The 19,315-nt window shown below is 46.1% G+C and carries 22 protein-coding genes; 8 read left to right on the top strand and 14 right to left on the bottom strand.

Annotated features, from left to right (window positions below; translation table 11 throughout):
• Positions 1 to 15 precede the first annotated feature (15 nt).
• On the bottom strand, positions 16 to 990 hold the full coding sequence (locus DESPODRAFT_RS16495) for an AAA family ATPase (protein ID WP_004075027.1): 975 nt from the start codon (positions 988 to 990) through the stop codon (positions 16 to 18).
• A 335-nt stretch (positions 991 to 1,325) separates the two neighbouring features.
• Between DESPODRAFT_RS16495 and DESPODRAFT_RS16490 the strand changes: the two genes are divergently transcribed.
• Both DESPODRAFT_RS16490 and DESPODRAFT_RS16485 read left to right on the top strand, forming a co-directional pair.
• The gene (locus tag DESPODRAFT_RS16490) at positions 1,326 to 1,514 is read left to right on the top strand and encodes a hypothetical protein (RefSeq protein ID WP_004075025.1); all 189 of its coding nucleotides are present in this window, start codon (positions 1,326 to 1,328) and stop codon (positions 1,512 to 1,514) included.
• A complete protein-coding gene (locus DESPODRAFT_RS16485) occupies positions 1,504 to 2,535 on the top strand; it encodes a phosphagen kinase (RefSeq protein WP_004075023.1) in 1,032 nt (343 codons plus the stop codon). The genes DESPODRAFT_RS16490 and DESPODRAFT_RS16485 overlap by 11 nt, the downstream gene beginning before the upstream one ends.
• Positions 2,536 to 2,679: 144 nt before the next feature.
• Here the strand turns inward: DESPODRAFT_RS16485 and hpf are convergent, their stop codons facing one another.
• Positions 2,680 to 3,045, bottom strand: coding sequence for a ribosome hibernation-promoting factor, HPF/YfiA family (hpf, locus tag DESPODRAFT_RS16480; protein WP_004075022.1), 366 nt, complete (start codon positions 3,043 to 3,045; stop codon positions 2,680 to 2,682).
• Positions 3,046 to 3,387: 342 nt separating this feature from the next.
• On the opposite strand from hpf, the gene panP reads away from it, so the two are divergent.
• From panP to DESPODRAFT_RS16450, 6 genes are read left to right on the top strand one after another with little or no spacing between them, the layout of a single operon-like run.
• Positions 3,388 to 5,064, top strand: a complete 1,677-nt coding sequence (panP, locus tag DESPODRAFT_RS16475) for a pyridoxal-dependent aspartate 1-decarboxylase PanP (protein ID WP_004075018.1) — start codon at positions 3,388 to 3,390, stop codon at positions 5,062 to 5,064.
• A 45-nt stretch (positions 5,065 to 5,109) separates the two neighbouring features.
• Positions 5,110 to 6,666, top strand: coding sequence for an NAD(P)/FAD-dependent oxidoreductase (locus DESPODRAFT_RS16470; RefSeq protein WP_004075016.1), 1,557 nt, complete (start codon positions 5,110 to 5,112; stop codon positions 6,664 to 6,666).
• Between the two features lie 14 nt (positions 6,667 to 6,680).
• A complete protein-coding gene (locus DESPODRAFT_RS16465; RefSeq protein ID WP_004075014.1) occupies positions 6,681 to 7,103 on the top strand; it encodes a hypothetical protein in 423 nt (140 codons plus the stop codon).
• Between the two features lie 18 nt (positions 7,104 to 7,121).
• Positions 7,122 to 7,850 (top strand): peptidylprolyl isomerase, encoded by a 729-nt coding sequence (locus tag DESPODRAFT_RS16460; protein ID WP_004075012.1) that lies wholly within the window; start codon positions 7,122 to 7,124, stop codon positions 7,848 to 7,850.
• Entirely contained in the window at positions 7,847 to 8,464 is a 618-nt protein-coding gene (locus DESPODRAFT_RS16455; RefSeq protein WP_004075009.1) for a methyl-accepting chemotaxis protein, read from the top strand. Before DESPODRAFT_RS16460 ends, DESPODRAFT_RS16455 begins: the two co-directional genes overlap by 4 nt.
• Before the next feature lie 7 nt (positions 8,465 to 8,471).
• Positions 8,472 to 9,002, top strand: a complete 531-nt coding sequence (locus tag DESPODRAFT_RS16450) for a hypothetical protein (RefSeq protein WP_004075007.1) — start codon at positions 8,472 to 8,474, stop codon at positions 9,000 to 9,002.
• 30 nt (positions 9,003 to 9,032) lie between these two features.
• On the opposite strand, the gene DESPODRAFT_RS16445 is transcribed toward DESPODRAFT_RS16450, so the two are convergent.
• The 12 genes from DESPODRAFT_RS16445 to DESPODRAFT_RS16410 all read right to left on the bottom strand — a co-directional run bounded on the left by DESPODRAFT_RS16445 (position 9,033) and on the right by DESPODRAFT_RS16410 (position 19,296).
• The gene (locus DESPODRAFT_RS16445) at positions 9,033 to 11,387 is read right to left on the bottom strand and encodes an O-antigen ligase family protein (protein ID WP_004075005.1); all 2,355 of its coding nucleotides are present in this window, start codon (positions 11,385 to 11,387) and stop codon (positions 9,033 to 9,035) included.
• 20 nt (positions 11,388 to 11,407) lie between these two features.
• Positions 11,408 to 13,615: a GumC family protein gene (locus tag DESPODRAFT_RS16440; protein ID WP_004075003.1), complete on the bottom strand. Its 2,208-nt coding sequence runs from the start codon at positions 13,613 to 13,615 to the stop codon at positions 11,408 to 11,410.
• Between the two features lie 2 nt (positions 13,616 to 13,617).
• A complete protein-coding gene (locus tag DESPODRAFT_RS16435) occupies positions 13,618 to 14,409 on the bottom strand; it encodes a polysaccharide biosynthesis/export family protein (RefSeq protein ID WP_157488518.1) in 792 nt (263 codons plus the stop codon).
• 12 nt (positions 14,410 to 14,421) lie between these two features.
• Complete coding sequence (locus DESPODRAFT_RS16430) at positions 14,422 to 15,777, bottom strand: outer membrane beta-barrel protein (RefSeq protein WP_040016058.1); 1,356 nt, start codon at positions 15,775 to 15,777, stop codon at positions 14,422 to 14,424.
• A gap of 153 nt (positions 15,778 to 15,930) precedes the next feature.
• Positions 15,931 to 16,509, bottom strand: a complete 579-nt coding sequence (locus DESPODRAFT_RS16425; protein ID WP_004074998.1) for a hypothetical protein — start codon at positions 16,507 to 16,509, stop codon at positions 15,931 to 15,933.
• Between the two features lie 75 nt (positions 16,510 to 16,584).
• On the bottom strand, positions 16,585 to 16,989 hold the full coding sequence (locus DESPODRAFT_RS16420) for a PilZ domain-containing protein (protein WP_004074996.1): 405 nt from the start codon (positions 16,987 to 16,989) through the stop codon (positions 16,585 to 16,587).
• Complete coding sequence (locus tag DESPODRAFT_RS18860; RefSeq protein ID WP_052314719.1) at positions 16,986 to 17,561, bottom strand: ATP-binding cassette domain-containing protein; 576 nt, start codon at positions 17,559 to 17,561, stop codon at positions 16,986 to 16,988. The genes DESPODRAFT_RS16420 and DESPODRAFT_RS18860 overlap by 4 nt, the downstream gene beginning before the upstream one ends.
• Positions 17,542 to 17,880 carry an ATP-binding cassette domain-containing protein gene (locus DESPODRAFT_RS21550; RefSeq protein ID WP_216594021.1) on the bottom strand — a complete coding sequence of 113 codons (339 nt, stop codon included), beginning with the start codon at positions 17,878 to 17,880 and terminating at the stop codon, positions 17,542 to 17,544. The genes DESPODRAFT_RS18860 and DESPODRAFT_RS21550 overlap by 20 nt, the downstream gene beginning before the upstream one ends.
• Before the next feature lie 59 nt (positions 17,881 to 17,939).
• Positions 17,940 to 18,716: an ABC transporter ATP-binding protein gene (locus tag DESPODRAFT_RS18850; protein WP_157488517.1), complete on the bottom strand. Its 777-nt coding sequence runs from the start codon at positions 18,714 to 18,716 to the stop codon at positions 17,940 to 17,942.
• Positions 18,717 to 18,775: 59 nt separating this feature from the next.
• Positions 18,776 to 18,925, bottom strand: a complete 150-nt coding sequence (locus DESPODRAFT_RS20155; protein WP_157488516.1) for a hypothetical protein — start codon at positions 18,923 to 18,925, stop codon at positions 18,776 to 18,778.
• 64 nt (positions 18,926 to 18,989) lie between these two features.
• Positions 18,990 to 19,124: a hypothetical protein gene (locus DESPODRAFT_RS21545; RefSeq protein WP_004074994.1), complete on the bottom strand. Its 135-nt coding sequence runs from the start codon at positions 19,122 to 19,124 to the stop codon at positions 18,990 to 18,992.
• Positions 19,111 to 19,296 carry a VanZ family protein gene (locus DESPODRAFT_RS16410; RefSeq protein WP_172635737.1) on the bottom strand — a complete coding sequence of 62 codons (186 nt, stop codon included), beginning with the start codon at positions 19,294 to 19,296 and terminating at the stop codon, positions 19,111 to 19,113. Before DESPODRAFT_RS16410 ends, DESPODRAFT_RS21545 begins: the two co-directional genes overlap by 14 nt.
• Positions 19,297 to 19,315: the final 19 nt, after the last annotated feature.

Genomic DNA, 19,315 nt, shown 5'->3' with positions numbered 1-19,315 from the left:
ACCTGTAACTATTGCTTATGGCACTTCTACGGAGTCGAACAGATCCGCCACCACCTGCCCGGTTGAAATCTCTTCAGCTTCGGCCTCGAAGGAGAGCAGAATCCTGTGGCGGAGCACATCAGGTCCGGCAAGTTTTATATCCTGGGGCGTAACATAGGCCCGGCCCGCAAGAAATGCGGTAACCCGTGCAGCCTTGGCAAGAAAGATGGTCGCCCTGGGCGAGGCCCCGAACTCAATATAATGACCGGTCTGCATTTTGCAGGATTCCGGATTTCGCGTGGCAAAGATCAGGTTAACGATGTATTCTTTAAGTTTTTCATCCACATACACCTGATCCACCAGGCGTTTTAATCCGGCAAGGTCCTCACAAGAGACAACGGGTGATATCTGCTCTACCGCGGCGAAGCTTGTCTTTTTAAGGATCTCAAGCTCCTGGGTTCGGCTGGGGTATTCCACCAGCACCTTGAGCATGAAGCGGTCCACCTGGGCTTCGGGCAGCGGGTAGGTGCCCTCCTGCTCAATGGGATTCTGGGTGGCCAGCACCAGAAAGGGTGAAGGCAAAGCATAGGTGCTGTCGCCGATGGTCACCTGCTTTTCCTCCATGGCCTCCAAAAGTGCGGACTGCACCTTGGAAGGGGCCCGGTTGATTTCATCGGCAAGAATAATATTGTTGAACAACGGGCCTTTACGGGTAACAAAATCCGTGGTTTTGGGCCGGTAGATCTCGGTACCGGTCAAATCCGCAGGCAAAAGATCCGGGGTGAACTGAATGCGTTTAAAATCTGCCTGGACAGCCGCAGCCAACGCCTTGACCGCCGATGTTTTTGCAAGGCCCGGCACCCCTTCAATAAGCACATGCCCGCCGGTGAGAAGACCTGTCAGCAGTCCGTCAACCAATTTCTCCTGTCCCACCAGGGTTTTGCCCACCTCACTGCGGATGCGGTTTACCAGGAGATGGGCTGTTTCAATCTGCTTTGTAATTTCTTCCATAATTTGTCAATCCTTATGTTCCGGCCTTTATTTTGGGCCGTTACTGTAGACGGCCATAAAAGAGGGCCGGCCCTGAAAGAACAATATTTCGATCTAATATAGCGCGGGCAAATGTGGTGTCAAATGACAAAAAGGTTATGTTCGGTTTATTGAACAGCTGCCAACCCAAGATCATTAGTTAGGGCACTAAGATCACCCGGAATCGCTTGACAGGGCAATACGGAGAATCTCAGTAAAGAATACAGGATTTACCCCGAACACAGGATATTGACCCGGACCTAAATTAAATGATATAAAAGCTGACATTTCAACCTGTAGTATAATATTTAAAGAATATGGACAATCAAACGATAAAAAGAGATTTATTTGATTTCGAAGTGGGGTATCTGACCCAAAGCCCATGCGTCAACTGTGAATTCAGGGAACACCTGCCCAAATGCCATGCGGACTGCATTATTTTAGACCAGATCCAGACCCGGCTGGCCCGGGGCATATCTTCCCAGTCCTCGGGCTATGAAAGCTGATCAGGAACTGCCGTTTCACGCCTCATCCCGCTCCAAAATAAAGCAGTACCTGACCATTGCACTTTATAACGATCTTAAAACAATCCGCACCCCGTCGGGATACACGCTTGATCAAGCCATCACCTCCGGAATTGAAAATCCCGACTCCAGCATTGGGATCTATGCCGGGGATATGGAAAGCTATGACTGCTTTGCACCGGTGCTGCTGCCCATCATTGAGGATTACCATCGTCTTAATCCGGGCTGGTCTCATAAGCCAGGCCTGCAGGAAGCCGTTCTGCCGGACCTGGACCCGGAACAGACATTTATACGTTCATCCCGGATACGGGTGGCAAGAAATCTATGCAGGTTTCCTTTTTCAGGCAACATGAACCCGGATCAGCGGCTGGCCCTGGAAAATACGGTAAAACATCTCTTCAAAAATTTACCTGAAAAATTATCCGGCACCTATACCTCTTTTACTGATTTGGATGAAAAACAGTTCAATGCCCTGTTAGAAAAAGGGCTGGCTTTCCGGAAAGGCGACCGATTCATGGCGTCGGCCGGCATAAACCGCGATTACCCTTTGGGACGCGGCATATTCATAAGCCGGGACAAGGTGCTCAGAATATGGGTCAATGAGGAAGATCATCTGCGCATCATAGCCCAGTCCCAGGGCGGTGACCTTGCTTATGTCTTTAACCGGTTGATACAGATAGTCAGGGCATTGGAGGATAAACTTGATTTTGCTTTTGACCGGAAAAAGGGCTTTCTTACAGCCTGCCCCACCAATATTGGAACAGCCATGCGGGCAGGGGTACATATCCATCTTAAACAACTGGAGAAAAAGAGATCTCTTCTCGAAGCCATAACCAGGGCGTACCACCTCCAGATCCGGGGTACAGACGGAGAAAAAACGGCTGTTGAAAAAGCAGTGTTTGATATCTCCAATGCCCGCAGGTTAGATATCAGCGCCAATACCATTGTAAAGGATCTTCACAAAGGATTGGAGGCCATTATCCAGGCGGAAAGGAATTTATAGTGTTTGAACGCAAAGTCACCCATCTGCGGCGTTGCAGAAAAATTTGCGTTCAAACACGGGTTTTTGTTCAAGTATCATATAAAAAAAAAGATCCCAGTTCTTTTCGGAACTGGGATCCGGTTAAATTAGGTTTCAGGCAAAAATTTATTCGCTATCTGTGTCATCCAGCACTTCATATTCCAGCGCCTCTTTTTTGATACTTTGTTTGTCACCAGCCAGGTGCCGTTTTTGCTTCTCTTTGAATTTATTGATTTGGATTTTAATTTTTTCGGCCAGACTATCAATGGCTGCGTACATGTTGTTTTCTTCAGCCTCACCACTGGCATGAATTTTCAGTTTGTTGCAAGTCAGATTGATTTCAGCAATGCTGCGCAATTTTTCATCTGCCAAGACAACCTGGGCCTCGGCCGGGCCATCCAGCATTTTATCTAATTTACTTAATTTCTTTTCAACATGGGATTTTACAGCATCAGATGAAGGGATGTTTTTGAAAGTGATTGAGATGTTCATAGGCTCTCCTTTTTATTGGTGAGATGATGATTCAAAAATAACACAATACCTGTTACGACTCAATGATAGAACGATAGATAATTAAAATAAATCTTGAACATCAATATAGGTCATTGCGCCGTTGCGGATCAAATTGTAGCGGGTAACCCGTGTTAAAATATCCTTAAAATTAAGTTCCATTTGATTTTCTCTTTATTTTAAGGTAGACCTGCCATACTTTAAGACGGTTTTCAAGTTAAATTAAAAACATGACAACCTCGTAAGGCAAAAGGCGACAGATTGATGCCGGATAGCACAGGCCGGATAACACAATTTTTAAATTGAAGGAAAGACCTTCACAATATGTCATCCTCTTTTTCATTTTTTTCATTGCCTGGAAACAGCACCTGGACCCAAGGAGATAAAAATATACGAAAAACTGATGGACAGTTGATCGCAGACCGCAAATCCCTGGACCGGGTTTTCATCCGTCCCTATGATGAAAACAGCAAAAAGACCCTGGTTAAATACATGGAGCAGATCCTGTTCGGTCTGCACGATTTTCTTAACCGGCACGTGGGCGTCACCGAAGAGATCAGTATCACTGAACTGGCTAAAAATTACATGGACGTTCAAATCAGTGATCATCCCCAGAAAAATCTGGGCCAGGTTATCGAAGATATCATTAAAGACATTGCCCCTAAAGCCGTCAATGTGGCATCGCCTTACTTCATCGGCCACATGACATCCGCCCTGCCCTTTTTCATGGTGCACCTTAAAGCCATTACCGCAGCCTTGAACCAAAATCTCATTAAAATGGAAACTTCCAAGGTGCTGGCTGTCATTGAAAGGCAGGTGCTGGCCAAAATCCACTGCCTGATTTTCAAACAAAGCCAGGCCTTCTACCGGGCGCATGTCCAGAATACCCGTACGGCTTTGGGCGCATTTACATCCGGCGGCACCACGGCCAACATAACCGCCATGTGGGTGGCCAGAAATAAACTTTTTCCGCCCAAAGATGATTTTTCAACTATTGAAGAAGACGGCCTGTTCAAGGCCATGAGCGTTCACCACACGGACCGGGTGGTTATCCTCGTGTCCCGTCGGGCGCACTACTCTTTGAGAAAAGCAAGCGGGATTCTGGGCCTGGGCAATAAAAACATTATTGCCGTAGATGTTAAACCGGATCACACCATTGATATAGACAAACTTAAACAAACGATCAAGGACCTGAAGCAGGAAGGGCGTACAAAAATTGCCGCAATCGTGGGCATTGCCGGGGCCACTGAAACAGGGACCATTGATCCATTGCAACAGATGGCCGATATCTGTGAACAGGAGCAGATCCATTTCCACGTGGATGCGGCATGGGGCGGGCCGATACTGTTATCACACACCTATGCCCATCTGCTTTCAGGCATTGAACGGGCAGATTCCGTCACCATTGACGGCCACAAACAATTTTACATGCCCATGGGAGCGGGCATGGTCTATTTTAAAAACGCCAATGCCCTTGACGCCATTGCCTACCATGCCCGATACGTAAACCGAAAGGGCTCTGTGGATTTAGGCATCAAAACCCTTGAAGGTTCCAGGGAGGCCGCCTGCCTTATCCTGGATGCATCCTTAAAAATAATGGGTGCCAAAGGGTATGCCCTGATGATTGATCATGGTATTGAAACGGCCAGGGCATTTGCCGAAAAAATAGAAGAGCGGCCGGAATTTGAACTGGTGACCCGGCCTGTGCTTAATATTCTGACCTACCGGTTGGTGCCCATGTCCTTTCGGCAGAAACTGGCAACCGCCCGGGGGGAGGAGCGCAAACGCTTAAACCAGGAACTTGATGAGATCAATATCCGCATCCAGCGCATCCAGCGGGAAGCAGGAAAAAGTTTTGTCTCCAGAACCCGGCTTAAACTTGTGCCGGAGGATGACTTCATGGTGGTAGTACTTCGGAGCGTTATCATGAACCCCTATACCACCCAAGCCATCCTGGACGATATCCTGGATGAACAGGAACAAATTTATCATAAGTTTTGATCTGGGACCGGTCACAATAAAGTTTCTCCATAACAGGGGAGATCAATGAAAAAACAGATTGAACTGACCGTTCACCCGGACGGCCTGTATAACAGAACTCTTCATAAAAAACTGGCCGCAAAAAAATTACGGGCGGATGTCAATGATATTACTGCCCTTATACCATTGAAACGCTCCATTGATGCCCGGAAATCTGCGGTATTCCGGATACGGTATGAAGCATATATTAATGAACCCTATCTTTCCACAAAAGATGAAATTTCATACAAACCGGTCAAACCGGGCAGAGATGTACTCATTGCAGGATTCGGCCCGGCAGGGATGTTTGCAGCCCTGAAACTGATTGAAGCCGGCATCAAACCCGTTGTTCTGGAGCGGGGAAAAAATGTCAGGGACCGGCGGTTTGACATCAGCGCCATACAAAGAAACCATTCCGTCAATCCGGACTCCAACTATTGTTTCGGGGAGGGTGGTGCCGGAGCCTATAGTGACGGCAAGCTTTTTACCCGCTCAACAAAACGCGGTGATGTCAAAAGGATATTAAACATCCTTGTACAGCACGGCGCAGACCCGGATATACTGATAGATGCCCACCCCCATATCGGTTCCAACAAACTGCCGAAGATCGTTTCAGCCATAAGGGAGACGGTCCTGTCCAATGGCGGTGAGATACATTTCAACAGCCGGATAACAGACCTTATAGTCCAAGACAACAGGCTTGAAGGGGTGGTGGTAAATGATTGCCTTGAAATGCCTGGGCAAGAACTCATACTTGCCACGGGCCATTCCGCCGTGGATGTTTATTATATGCTTAAAAAACATAATATCCGGCTTGAGGCAAAGCAATTTGCCATGGGGGTAAGAATTGAACACCCCCAAAAGCTGATCAATGAAATCCAGTACCATTCAAAAAACTATAGCAGCAACCTGCCGGCAGCCGGCTATTCCCTGACCTGCCAGACCAGTGAACGGGCCGCGTTTTCATTCTGTATGTGCCCGGGCGGCATTATTGTACCGACAGCCACCTCTCCCGGTGAACAGGTGGTCAACGGCATGTCCGTTTCCAAGCGCAACTCTCCCTTTGCCAACGCCGGTTTTGTGGTCAGTGTCGGGGAAAAAGAGTGGATAAATTACAGATGTGAAAATGAATTTGCCGGATTAAAACTTCGCATGGCCCTTGAGAAACTGGCATTTGAACTGGGCGGACATTCCCAGATCGCCCCGGCCCAGAAAGCCGCTGATTTTGTAAACGAGAAAACCAGTACAACCCTGAATCCAAGCTCGTATATCCCGGGCATCATATCTGCGCCCCTGCATGAGCGCCTGCCCAGGTTTATGGTCAAAGGCCTTGGAGAGGCATTAACCATTTTTAACAGAAAAATGCCCGGGTTTTGCTCCAATGATGCCCAACTCATCGGGGTGGAGACAAGGACCAGTTCACCGATAAGAATTCCCAGGGACAAAACGACCTTTATGCATCCGGATATTCACGGGCTCTTCCCCTGCGCAGAAGGGGCCGGTCATGCAGGCGGTATCGTATCGGCAGCCATTGACGGTGAGAATTGTGCTGCCGCCGCCGCAAAATTTGCGCAATTTATTTGATACTGCAATCTTCTATGTTAAAATCCATTAAACAATATCTTAAAAAAGCCGGTGAAGAAGCATCAAAGGAATATACCATTGCCCCGCGACGCAGTTCGGAAGAAAACAATAGCGCTATTGAACCATGGATAGGCGTTGATCTTGACGGCACCCTTGCTTTTTATGACAAACATTCCTCGGTTGAAACCGTTGGAGAACCTGTACCTGCAATGATGACCCTGTTAAAGGATATGATCGACAAGGGCAGACGGGTTAAAATTTTCACTGCCCGGGCAAGTGATCCGGAGCAGCTGCCCATTATACAAAAATGGTTGAAAAACCAAGGCTTGCCCGACCTTGAAATAACAAATGTGAAAGACTATAGTATGGTCAGACTTTATGATGACAGGTGCATACAAGTTGAAACAAACACCGGCCGTCTGATCGTTGACAAATAAATTTAAGGATTCAAAATTATGAGATACCTTTATTATATCGGCGGGATAATTGTCCTGTTTTCCATTCTTGCCGCATACGGTGTGTTCAAGACAAAGGTTGAAATATCCAAGCCTGCGGTTGTGATCAACGACAGAATCATTTCCGAATCCGAACTTGAAACACGGATCAAATTAAAACCTTACTACATGAACCGTAATGAATACATTGATTCCCTGATTGATGAACAACTGCTTATCCAGGAAGCGCTCAACAAGGAGATCCACAAAGAAGAATCATTCCGCCAGTCTGTCCAGCAATATTACGAGCAGTCCTTGATCAAAATTTTAGTGGACAGGAAACTTTCCTCCCTTAAGACAAGCGTGTCCGACAATGAAATTCAAAAATATAAAATATTGTCGGCAAGCCGCCTGATCATATCAAAATTCGGTTATAAATCATTGAATGAAGCGCAAAACAGTGTATCCCAGACACCGCAAAAAATAGATTCCGATTTTGTGGATCTTTCAGACGAGCTGAAGTTTACGCTTTTAAACCTGAAGAAAGGAGAGATGTCCCCACCCGTTGAATCGGGAATGGGCGTTCTGTCATACCGTATTGATCAGATCATTCCCCTTGAGGCCCCAAAGACAGGGGACACGGATGATGAACAGATCAGAAACTTTATTGCCGGCTATAAACAGGAACAACTCATGGCCGACTGGATACGGGAATTAAAAGCGAACGCAGAAATATGGAGGGAAAAATGAACCGTCCTACCCCCTATAAACGCAAAATATATTTCATTAACAAAGAACTTCAGGGGAAATTTATTTTCAACTACTTTATTCTTTTAACCCTGGGAAGCATTCTTTTTATCGCTATTTTCAGTTTTTTTTCGTCAAACACCCTCTCCATTGTCTATGACAATTATCACCTGCAACTGGGCACCACACCTGGGATTCTTTTTAAAAAAATTTTGAGTACCCAGTGGATGTTTATCGTTCTGGGCGGCATTTTTATCTGCTTTATCACCATGAGACTCACCCATCGTGTGGCCGGTCCCTTTTACAGGTTTGAAAAAACCGTTGATGAGATGATCAAAGGAGATCTTTCGGTTGAGGTTGGTTTAAGGGAAAAGGATGAGGGAAAAGAGCTGGCTGAAAAGATAAACCTGTTTAATTCAAAACTTTTACAGAACCTGAACCGGATACAGGACCTAAACGCCGGTATCGGTGTGTCTGTCGAAAAGATAACGGCGGTATTGAAAAAGGATTGTCGGGAAGAGATTTTGAAACTGGTGGAAAACATTGAAAGGAGCCGCAAAGACATTGACGCCGTAGTCAAAGAATATACAGACCGCAGCAGTCAGGTAAAAGGTTAATCTCACAATGCGGTTTATTGCAGCAGTACTTTTGAGCGTTGTGGTGATGCAGGCAGACGGCCTGCTGTCGCCCTGTACCGCATATGAGCTCAGGAGCAAATATGCAACAATCATTTATGATAACCCTGAGGATCTCAGGCGGTACAACAAAGAGCTGTACCTCGCTGGACGGCTGCGCTCCCAGGTCAGGCAATATAAAACCGACACCGTCGAACAGGAAGTCGTTGCAAAAATAGATGTCATCACAGAAAAAGCAATGAGGGTCCTGGATATGTATCCAAGACCCCTTAACTATTCAATTAAAATCCTGCCCGGCAGAGATGAAGTTGCCCATGCCTTTAAGCAGATTTACAACGTCAATGTAGATTATATTGCCTTTTATTCCCCCCGGCTGAATCGGGTATTTTACTCCTCAAACAACGGACGGCTGAGGGTTACCTGTCACGAAATCGGACATGTGGTGGTTGAAAGTTATTTTAAAATCTCCCCCCCCAGCGGATACATGAGGTCATGGCCCAATACGTGGAAAAGCACATAAACGATTAAGCTGCCTGCCCTGTTATGAATCTTACCCTTCTGTTGATTGAGAATCCATTTTCTCCAGGCGCTGACGCGCTTTTTTATTATTTGGATCAACATAGAGTGCCTGCTCATACTTTTCCCGGGCCTTGAACAAAATACCCTGACGCCGGTACAAATCGCCCAGCTCAATCTTAAATTCAGGATAACCGGGTATAGCGGTTTCAGCTTTTTCCAGGGCCGCTATCGCATCTTTAATATTTTTCTGCCGGATAAAAAATCGATAAACCCGCCAATAGTTCGATATTTTGGGATTATCCAGCTCTCCCAAAATAGCCAGCATCTCCCTGTAAATTTCCTGCCCCTGGCTCTGCCGTCCAACGGTATACAAGAAGTCTGCATAGGCAAACATGGGGCCTGGGGCTCTTGGAATGGCCGTCAATATCCTTTCATGGTCCACATTGGCCACAAGAAGGGTTCGAATGACCGTATCCGAGTATTCATCATCAAGCTCAAGGGTGGTCTTTAACAGCGCAAGCCCCTGATCAATCCGATCCGTTGACAGCAGCCAGGTACCGTACTGCAGGGTGTATGCCGGCAGGGTCGGCCGGTATTGAACGGCCAGGGAAAATGCTGTTTCAGCCTTTTCCGCCTGCCCATTACGGGCGGCAAAGCGTCCGAACCGCATCAAATACCATGAATTTAAAGGCGCCAGATGGATTGCGGTTCGAAACAAAAGTTCGGCCTGATCCATGTTATTTTTGCGGATCGCGGAAACCGCTTCAAAATACCTGGACCGTGACAGCAGCGGATCAAATGCCGAAGCCGTCCGTGCAATCGATTGGATGGCATCAAGCTCCGCCCGGCTGGTTTGTGATGTAATCACTTTATCTTTGATATGGGCCAGATAAAAAGCACCTCCCAGATGAGAGGCCAGGAAGAGTGCCACGGCAACCACGAACCCCATGGACACCCCGGTAAACACCCGACGCTTAAAGATTCCCTCAACAGAAACCAGTCTTGTGGGGCTGTGCTCTCCCCGGATATTGGTATTGGCGGCGGAAACCGCAAGTCCGGCCAGAAATGCAAACCACAGGCCGTTGGCCCCGATATGCAGATTAAAATCCGTAAAACTGTGAAAAAGGATGGAGACCATCCCGGTGATGCTGCCCATATACAGATAAACACAAAAGGCGTCCCGCCGTTTTGAAAACGCCTTGAAGGACTTGAAAAAGAAGACAGCCATGAAAACGGCAATAATTGAAAACCCGATAATCCCGCCTTCAACCAGCAATTGGATATAATCGTTATGGGCATAGTTCAGCACCCGGTTGTCAATCAGACTTTTATACGGTGGATAGATGTGAACAAACCCGCCAAAACCCGCCCCTGTCAGAAAAAAATCCTTGATAATCTGAAAACTGTCCTTCCAGAATTCAAGCCGGGTATTATACAGAACGCCTTCGGGATTTTTCATCTTGGCAAACCGCTCAAACACCTGATCCCACCCGAACCATCCCATGGCAAGGGCAACAGCCATAATCACACCAATGATTAACAGGCTGTTTCTCCGGTTCGTTTTACGCCTTACGAGCAAAAAGGAAAACACGGATAACGCAAGACAGGTAGAAATGATGGCCCCCCGGGAGAGGCTCACAAAAATAGAGACAATGACCAGTAAGGCCGAGGTCCCGATAAGAATATGAATATTGGCCTTTTCCTGGTTCAGGATTTCAATGATCCCCCGGATAAAAGAGGTCTCCCCGATCCTGGGCCGGTAAAAAAAGAACAGTCCAAGCACCAGTGGAAAAATCATTTCCATGAGCCCGGCATAATGGTTATGGTTGCTGTAGGGCCCCATGACCATGGAATTTTCCGGGGTGTACCAGAACCAAAGGGCCATATCCTCGGTCAGGTAAAGCTGAAGAATGGATGATAAAGCCAGAAGTCCGCCGTATGCTGCAATGGACAAAGCAATGGACTGAAGTGCCCCCTTTTCTTTTAATACCTGGATGGTAAGGAGGTAAAAAGCGGTATAGGAGGCATACCGGAAAAACTGGAACACCGTGGAGTGGGGATGAATGGAGAGGGTCATCCACCCCTGGGCATCAAAAAGTTCATACGCCCTGGAATGGATGGCATAGGCATGGGGAGACACAAATTTGACCAATCCAGGCGGCAGGGGCACCACCTGGAAAAGGATATAAACCAGGAAAATAAGCAGGGGCACAAGTGCGGGCACCTCAACCGGCTGCACCTGTTTTTTAATCACGGCCAGGGCAAAAAAAAACAGCCCTGCACCAATCATCCCCTCCATGATTCCGTATGACCATGGTGCCTTGGTACCAAAGGCCAGAGGCGTAAAGAAAATCAGAAAAAAAATAGAAAAGCGAGCTGTTTTCAAATCAAATCTCTATTATCAGATCAGGATTCCGACGCGTAGTAATAATCTCCGTAATTATAATAATATCCACTCTTTTTAGCATTGAAGCGGTTGAGTACCACACCCATGATCGGAACGGAGATATCCTTGAACTGCCGTATTCCTTTTCCCATCAATTCATAATTGGTTTTCCCGGCCCAGGTAACAATAATCACTCCGTCCACATGCCGGCTCGTGATCAGAGGATCGGTGACACTGGCCAGGGGCGGTGTGTCCACGATGATGAAATCATAGGACCCGGCTGCGTTATCGATCAGTGTTCCGGCCATGGTTGAACTTAACAGTTCGGAAGGGTTGGGCGGAATGGGACCTGAGGTAATGATGTCAATAAGCCCGGTGGCATCAACTTTCCTGTTGATCAGCGCATCTCCTGACACATCCATGCCGGCCAACAGAGAACTCAACCCGGCTGAATTATCCAACCCGAAAATTTTATGCTGGGTGGGCCGCCGCATATCACCGTCAATCACCAACACCTTTTTACCGGTCTGGGCAATGGCTGATGCCAGGCAGGCGCACACAGAAGACTTGCCATCACCCGAAGTCATGGAGGTAACCAGTATGATTTTAGGGGGATGGTCTGGTGAAGAGAGAAGAATGGATGTCCGCATGCTTTTAAAATTTTCCGACACCATGGAAGAGGGATCATCAAACACATGTTCGACAATCGTTTTGTCCTTGTTTTTGAAAAGATCCACGGTTGCAATCACTGGAATATTAAATTTTTCTTCAATATCCTCGGGCGTTTTAATGGTGGTATCAAGGTACTCCAGGAAAAAGGCAAGACCGATCCCGCCGAAAAGCCCCAAAACAATCCCCAGCAGAATATTTCTCTTCTTATTGGGCGTTGCCGGAAACTCAGGAACCCTTGCATCTTCAATGACCCAGACATTGACAGACTGGCTCTGCTCGGTGATTCCTTCTTCCTTCATCTTTTTAATCAGTGCATCGTAAAGAAAGCGGTTGGTTTCAACCTTTCTTTTCAGAATTTCAAGCTGGATGGACTTTTCCCCAAGCTGCGATGTCTGGAATTTGCTCTGATCCAAAAGTTCTTTGAAGCTCTTTTCATTGGATATGGCAAGCTGGTACTTGTTTTTAATGGTCTGCACCGCCTTGTCCAGTTCGGTGTATTTCTTTTTCTTCAGATCAGCCAGTTCGTTTTTCGCCGTCATCATCCTGGGATGTTTAGAACCGTATTTTTTCGACAGTTCGGATATTTTCTGCTCAGCAGCAAGTATGGCCCTGTTGATGGAATCCACAGAAGTATTTTCTACAATGGCAGGGATGGTTTCCAACTTATCTCTGGATATGTTTTTAACCTGGCTGTAAACAGATTCAAGTTCTTTTCTCTCTGTTTCAGCCTGGGTCATTTTTCTGGACAGATCCGAAAGTCTTTCGGGCAACACCGTCAATCTGTCTTCAATCGTTATAATATCGTGTTCTTTTTTATAGGCATGGAGAATCCGTTCGGACTCTTCCAGGCTTTTTCTCTGGAGATCGGCCTTTTTTTTCATCCAACCGATACTGTACCCGGACGCCTCCATCTGCATCTCCACCAGTTCTTCAATATAGGCCTGGGCAACGGAATTAACAATTTTGGCGGCTACGGCAGGATTGTCGGCCATAAAACTGATCTGCACCACCCTGGAGTTGGATACCGGTTCAGCTGAAATCCCATTCTTAATGACTTCTTCCAATTGCTCAGCCTTGGTCAGGGGAACTGTCTCAATGCCGGATTCGCCGGAAACATCTTCATCTTCTGAGCTGAGCAGACGGTCAATTCCTAGAACATCTTTAATATCGACAACCCGATCATTAACCCAGGCTTTGGCAATTGCAATCAAAGAGGGCTTCTCATCGGGTTTAAAGATAAGGTCGTAAAATTGTTCAGGCCCCAGGTTATTGACCACTTTTTCCATCACAGCCGCACTCTTGATAAGCTGGTACTGGGTTTCCAGAAATTCCGGATCATAGGGGGTATACCGGTATGCCGAGGTCAGGTCCGAGCTGGTGTTCTTTTCGATCATGACCTTGGTGCCTGCCCGGAACATGGGCGTGGCCGTATATGTTGCAATGACAACCGTTACAAATGTCAGTATAAAAAAGGTAATGATGGTGCCGCGGCGCTTTTTAAGGACCCTTAGATAGTCCTTGAGATGAATTTCTTTTTCCTGAATATTTTCTGTCATGTTTACCACAAGCCTTCGGGAACAACGATAACATCACCGGGAAGCACAGGTTCGTCCATGTTCACCCGTTCAAAAATTTGCTTTTCCCCGTTAACGGTACGAATAATGTTGACTTTATTTTTTGCGGCAATTTTGGAGAAACCGCCGGCCATAGTCACCGCCTTGATCACCGTCACATCGGTTTCGTATTTGTAGGAATCAGGTTTGTTCACTTCCCCTGACACATAATAGGTCTCTGCCTTGGAGATATAAATTGAATCATTACCCTGGATATTGATATTCAAAGAGGCGTCGCCTTTTTCAATGAGATTTTCAAGATTAATGACTATTTTATCTTTTTGATCCACACCTTCGCCCGTTCTTTTAATGATTGCCGTGCTCCCGGCATCATCAGTCAGTCCTCCGGCCGTAGATATGAATTCAAGCAACGTGACCTGCCCCCGTACCTCATATTGGCCGGGCTTATGGATCTGGCCTAGAATCACCGCCTGTTTGCTTCGATGCTCTTTAATAAATACATCCACCTGAGGGGAGATCAGATATCCGTCAGCCAGCATTTTTTCAATAAGGGTGGACACTTGGGATACGGTCATCTCCTCAACACGGATCTCACCGATCAAGGGGACCCGGATGGTCCCCTCGGATGACACACGTGACGTTGTATCCAGATCCTCATTTTCATATACTCTGATTTCAAGTATATCCCCCTCCCCGACGCTGTAATCCTGGGCAGATGCGGTAAAGGGAATCAGCGCAACCAAAAAGACAAAAACAAACCGGTGTAAGAAATTCATTATATTCATTTTTTAAAGGGTCATGGTGAACCTGAGTATAACCATGTTGCTGGTGTAATCGTAATAATTTTCATTTGAATCTTTATTGGTCCAGTAGTATGCAAGATCAAAAAAGCCCCATTCCCTGGGAGTCCAACGCATTGCAGGACCGAGTCTGATGTAATCATCCTCCCGGTCACTTTCGTTGTACTCGTGTTTTTCATAAGTCATATTCAATGTAGCTGATATTTTTTCAGTAAATTTTTGCGTCAGTCCCACATCAATGCCGGTATTATAATAGCCTGATGCAGATGCCATGTCAGATTCGTTGAACATCCTGTAGGCATTGGCCTGGATAGCCCGCTTGGCTGAAAAATTGTGCTGGGCCTGGAGTTCAAAGGAGAGTCCGTCTTCGGTGTCGATACCGGCACCGTCAAAACTCTTTTCCATGTAACCGACTTTAAACCGGCCGCGGGATTTGGTGGTCATGGCCCAGTTTATACCTGCAAAGTATTTATTTTCCGTATTGTCGTAATCGTCGTTATCGTCATAATCAATAAGGGTATAGGCATACTGGGCAAATACAGAGGTTTTAGGTGTGAACTTGTAAAAGAGATAAAAGTCAAACCCATTATCCATCCTGTTCCGATAATCGTTAACATCCTCGTTATAGTCAAGATAATAATTTGAATAATCAAATCTCAGGGTCAGTTTTTCAGAAGGATCATAGGTGGTGATGAAGTCAGCCAGGTTGCTACTATACCTGTAAAGGGTATCACTGGTACCGTCATCGGAAATATCTTCTCTATCCTTGAAAATATCTATGATATCAAAGGAAAGTCCGTTATTCAGGTTATACTGGAACAATCCCTGGGCATTATGATTAAAATGATCTTGGTCCGAATGGTCGGCATACAACTCCACTTCAGGAGAGTACAAAAAGTAGGTCTGGAAACGCCTAAGCCCTTCAGGCTTGATCCTGCTCAATTTCATGCCGCCGGATGCGCTTGTTGTGGTGTCCAGTGACAACAGTTTTTCACGGTTGGCAGGGAACGCCAGCCAGATCCCCGGTGCAATAGTCGTTACAAAATCGGATTTTTCATCGGACTGTGTGGTGAACAGGTTGTCCGTCCATTTTTCTTGGACAATAATGTAGGGATGGACAATCCCGCCCTCTTGTCCGAAAATATCGGAAGTAACCCCCTGCCCCTCTTCTGCCCCCGCTTCGGTCTGGCCGGCGGGAATGGAATCACTCTGGCCTGCGGGGAGAGTTTCGGCTGGAACAATTTCGGATTGTCCGGCAGGAATATCTTCGGCATAAAGAGCCGAGCCGGATATTCCCAATATCATAATCGAGACGGATAAAACTCTTAAAATTTTTTTCATCATGGTGACACCTTATTGTTTAAAAGAGAAAAAGAGATTTACCAAAGCATTGCTTAATGGAACTAAATGAATGTGTCAACAATAAAAACCCTGTTGTCAAGCAGGGTTTTTACTGTTGAACCATAAAATGAACTGGAAAAGCTTAAAATCGGGGTGTTAGGGCGAATAATCGGTGTTGCTTTCAGCTGGATCATTCCGTTCAATGGGAGTGATCTGCTCAGTAAACGCCAGGCCCTGATCGATCAGCTGCTGGACCTTGGAAACTTCGTTCTGGGTGAGCAGGCCGGCGGAGAGAGCATCATTGACCGCCTGTTGCATTACCGTTTTGTCAATGGGGATATCATTAAGATTCAGCTCGCTGAGCAATGAATCACTCCCTCCGGTCTCAGTTGCATATGTATACAACTGGCCCAAGTCAACGTTCTCACTGGATTTAAAAATGGCGGAAAGCACGGAATAGGGATTAAAATTCATCCCAACCGCCACTTTTAGAACCTGCCAGGCAGGTGCTTTGTTGTCTATGATCGCCTTTTTAATGGCCTGGTCCAGGGCCTCCTCTTCAGTCAGTGTATCCCCAAGCCCATCGGTTTTCTGGGGATCGGCGATTTTCGCAAGATCAGATGCAAAGACAAGATGCCAGGGCTGGTTTTCCTCGCTTGCGGTCTGGGCTGTACCGATGGTAACGCATACTGCTGTCAACAAAGCAGCAGCCAGGATTGACACAAGATACTTCATGCTACCTCCTTTATTTAATGTATAAATATAAATTGTTTTTATTTTCTGTTGCGCAGTAACTCAATGAAAACAAAGTCATTGCAATAAAGATACCTGCGGATGTTCCAACTGCCCGGCTGAATTTTCAAGGTTTGTAAGAAAATCCAGAATCGTTTTAGAATTTTTTTTCCTGCCGTTTCCAAAGGATTTGAATGATATTCCGGTCTGGTACTTATAACTTTGTTCAGGATTCCTTGATATCCACCGGACATCGGCCAGGATCTCACATGAATTTTCCCGGCCGGGAATATTCAGCCTGATTAAAATGTCCTTTCCAGGCGTCAGTCGCTTGTGGGATAAAAATTTTGCCCCGCCCTTACTCAAATTGATCACGGGAAAATGGTCTTGTGTAAATTTTCCTTTTAAGAAAAAAAATGACGATTCCCGATAGTGAAGCGTTGCCCCTGGAATATAAAATCTGTTACAGCTTCTTTTTTTCAATTGACGTCCTCTTTTATCGTGGTGTATCCCTTTGCCTGGGCATTGTAAAGACGGGCATACTCACCGTCAAGCCCCATCAAGTCGTTATGGCTGCCCTGCTCTATTATCCTGCCTTGATCCATGACCAGTATCCTGTCCGCCTGCCGGACAGTTGAATAGCGATGGCTGATGATCAGGGCCGAACGGTTTTGTATTAACCGCCTTAACGAAACAAACAATTTTTTTTCGGCCTCGGGATCAAGCGCGCTGGACGGTTCATCCAGAACAACAATTTCGGCATCCCTATAAAACGCCCTGGCAATTGCAAGCATCTGCCATTGACCGATACTCAACTCTTCTCCGTTTTTAAACCAGCGACCAAGAAGCGTATCATATCCACCGGGCAGAAGGCAATTTTTTTTATCAATGCCCGATTCTACTGCTGCGGCCCGGATACTTTCCGTATCAGCGTCTCGATCGATATCGCCCAGCAGAATATTTTCACCGGCCTTTAAGTAATATTTAATATGGTCCTGAAATACGACACTGATTTTTTTTCTAAACAAACCTATATCAAATTTGTTTATATTCATACCATCCAGATAGCCCCCCCCCTTTTTGGGGATCATAAAGGCGGGTTAAAATTTTTACTATGGTAGATTTTCCTGAACCGTTTTTACCGACCAAGGCAACAATCTCACCGGGTCCTATGGAAAAATTTACACAATTAAGCACATTTTTTTCCATCTTTCTGGTAAAAAAATCCACATCTCTAAATTCAATACCTGCTTCTATTTTTTGAGGAACCGGGAGAGGATGATGGGGAGATTTAATATCCGGTTTAACTTTTAAAAACTGATAGAAATGGGATAAGAATAAATTATCCTCATACATTTCCGCACCGGTTTCCAACAGCGTTTTCAAATAGCCGAGGCCCCGCTGAAAGGCCTGAAAATACATGATCAGGTCACCTATTGTGTAATTTCGCCATTGGCCGCTTTTAAAGAGATATAGGCAAAAGAAGCAAATACGCAGACGATGGTGCTTGCCTGGGCAATAAAGTCCCCCATGACCCTTCGCCGCTCAAACCAGAGTTTTTCCTCTTTAAGCGTTGACCGGATCTGCCGGAATCGTTCTATAAAATACGGCCCCAGGTTGAACAGCCTGAACTCTTTGGCATGGGCATCGCCGGTCAGCATCCAATGGAAATAATAGGCACGCCGCTCATCTTCAGTCTTCTTTTCCTGCCATTCATAAATTTTCTTTGAATAGCTCAACCTCAAAAGGATACCAGGTACAGCCGCAGCAACAATGATCAGCGGCAGCAGCGGATTAAACACCGCCAGCAACCAGGCGACAGCTAAAAAAGATGCCCCTGCCTGACCTGCGGCAAAGAGCCCGTTGACAATTTTAGTCGGCCGGTACGGTCCTTCCTGCTGGGCCCGGAACAGCGTATCCCGGCATTCAGGTGATTCAAAAAATGCAAGGTCCACCCGGCAGGACTGCTCATGGAGGATGGCATACATATAATCGGCAACGGTCTGGGCTTGTGACTTTTTGATGTAGTCCGCAGCAAAACCGAGCAACGCAGCCAGCAATCCAATGCCGCACGCAACTGTAATGAGTTGGGCAACAAAAAAAATGCCGGATCCATAAAACTCGATGATCCAGTTTTTAGAGCTTGACTTTAAGAAATGCCCAAATAACAGGCATTTCGGTAGATACCATGAAGCCGTCATATAAATCATTAAACCCTCAAAAGCATTGATAAATGGGCTTATTAAAAATGCAACACAAAAAAATTGGATCATCGAGTAATAGAATCTTTATTTTTTTCAAAAACTTCAAATCGCTCAAATTTTGAATGGAATGTATTCTTTCCAATCGGATAATCAGATTGAACCTGAACAGTGATATCGGCAGCTTTAAAATATTTTATCCCGCATTCTTTTTCCATTTTTGAAATCACCAGCTCAAATATATCTTCTGCGATTTGCAACTTAATATTATTATGTCAACGATTAGTCAGAGACGTTAATAGAAGGGATTGAAGAAATCTCCTCCTCAACCGGAACAGCATTTGCGATATAGATGCCGGTTACCGCCATAACTGCGAGAATAACGATAGTGATAAGTTCCTTTTTAAACCCAGTCATTTCCACCTCCTTTGATTCTTTTGTTATTCAGTCTCTGGCCCAGGAGAGCGATCATTATCCCCAGGCACCCCCCGGCAGCATCAATGAAAAAATCACTCAAATGCCCTGAACGCCTGTCAATATATATCTGGGCCAACTCCGTGCCGGCCGCAATCATATTTGATTTTTTCATTCCCGCCGGCATGGTCGTG

The organism is Desulfobacter postgatei 2ac9 (assembly GCF_000233695.2).
GTDB classification, from domain to species: Bacteria; Desulfobacterota; Desulfobacteria; order Desulfobacterales; family Desulfobacteraceae; genus Desulfobacter; species Desulfobacter postgatei.
This window is presented reverse-complemented; position numbering and strand designations above follow the sequence as displayed.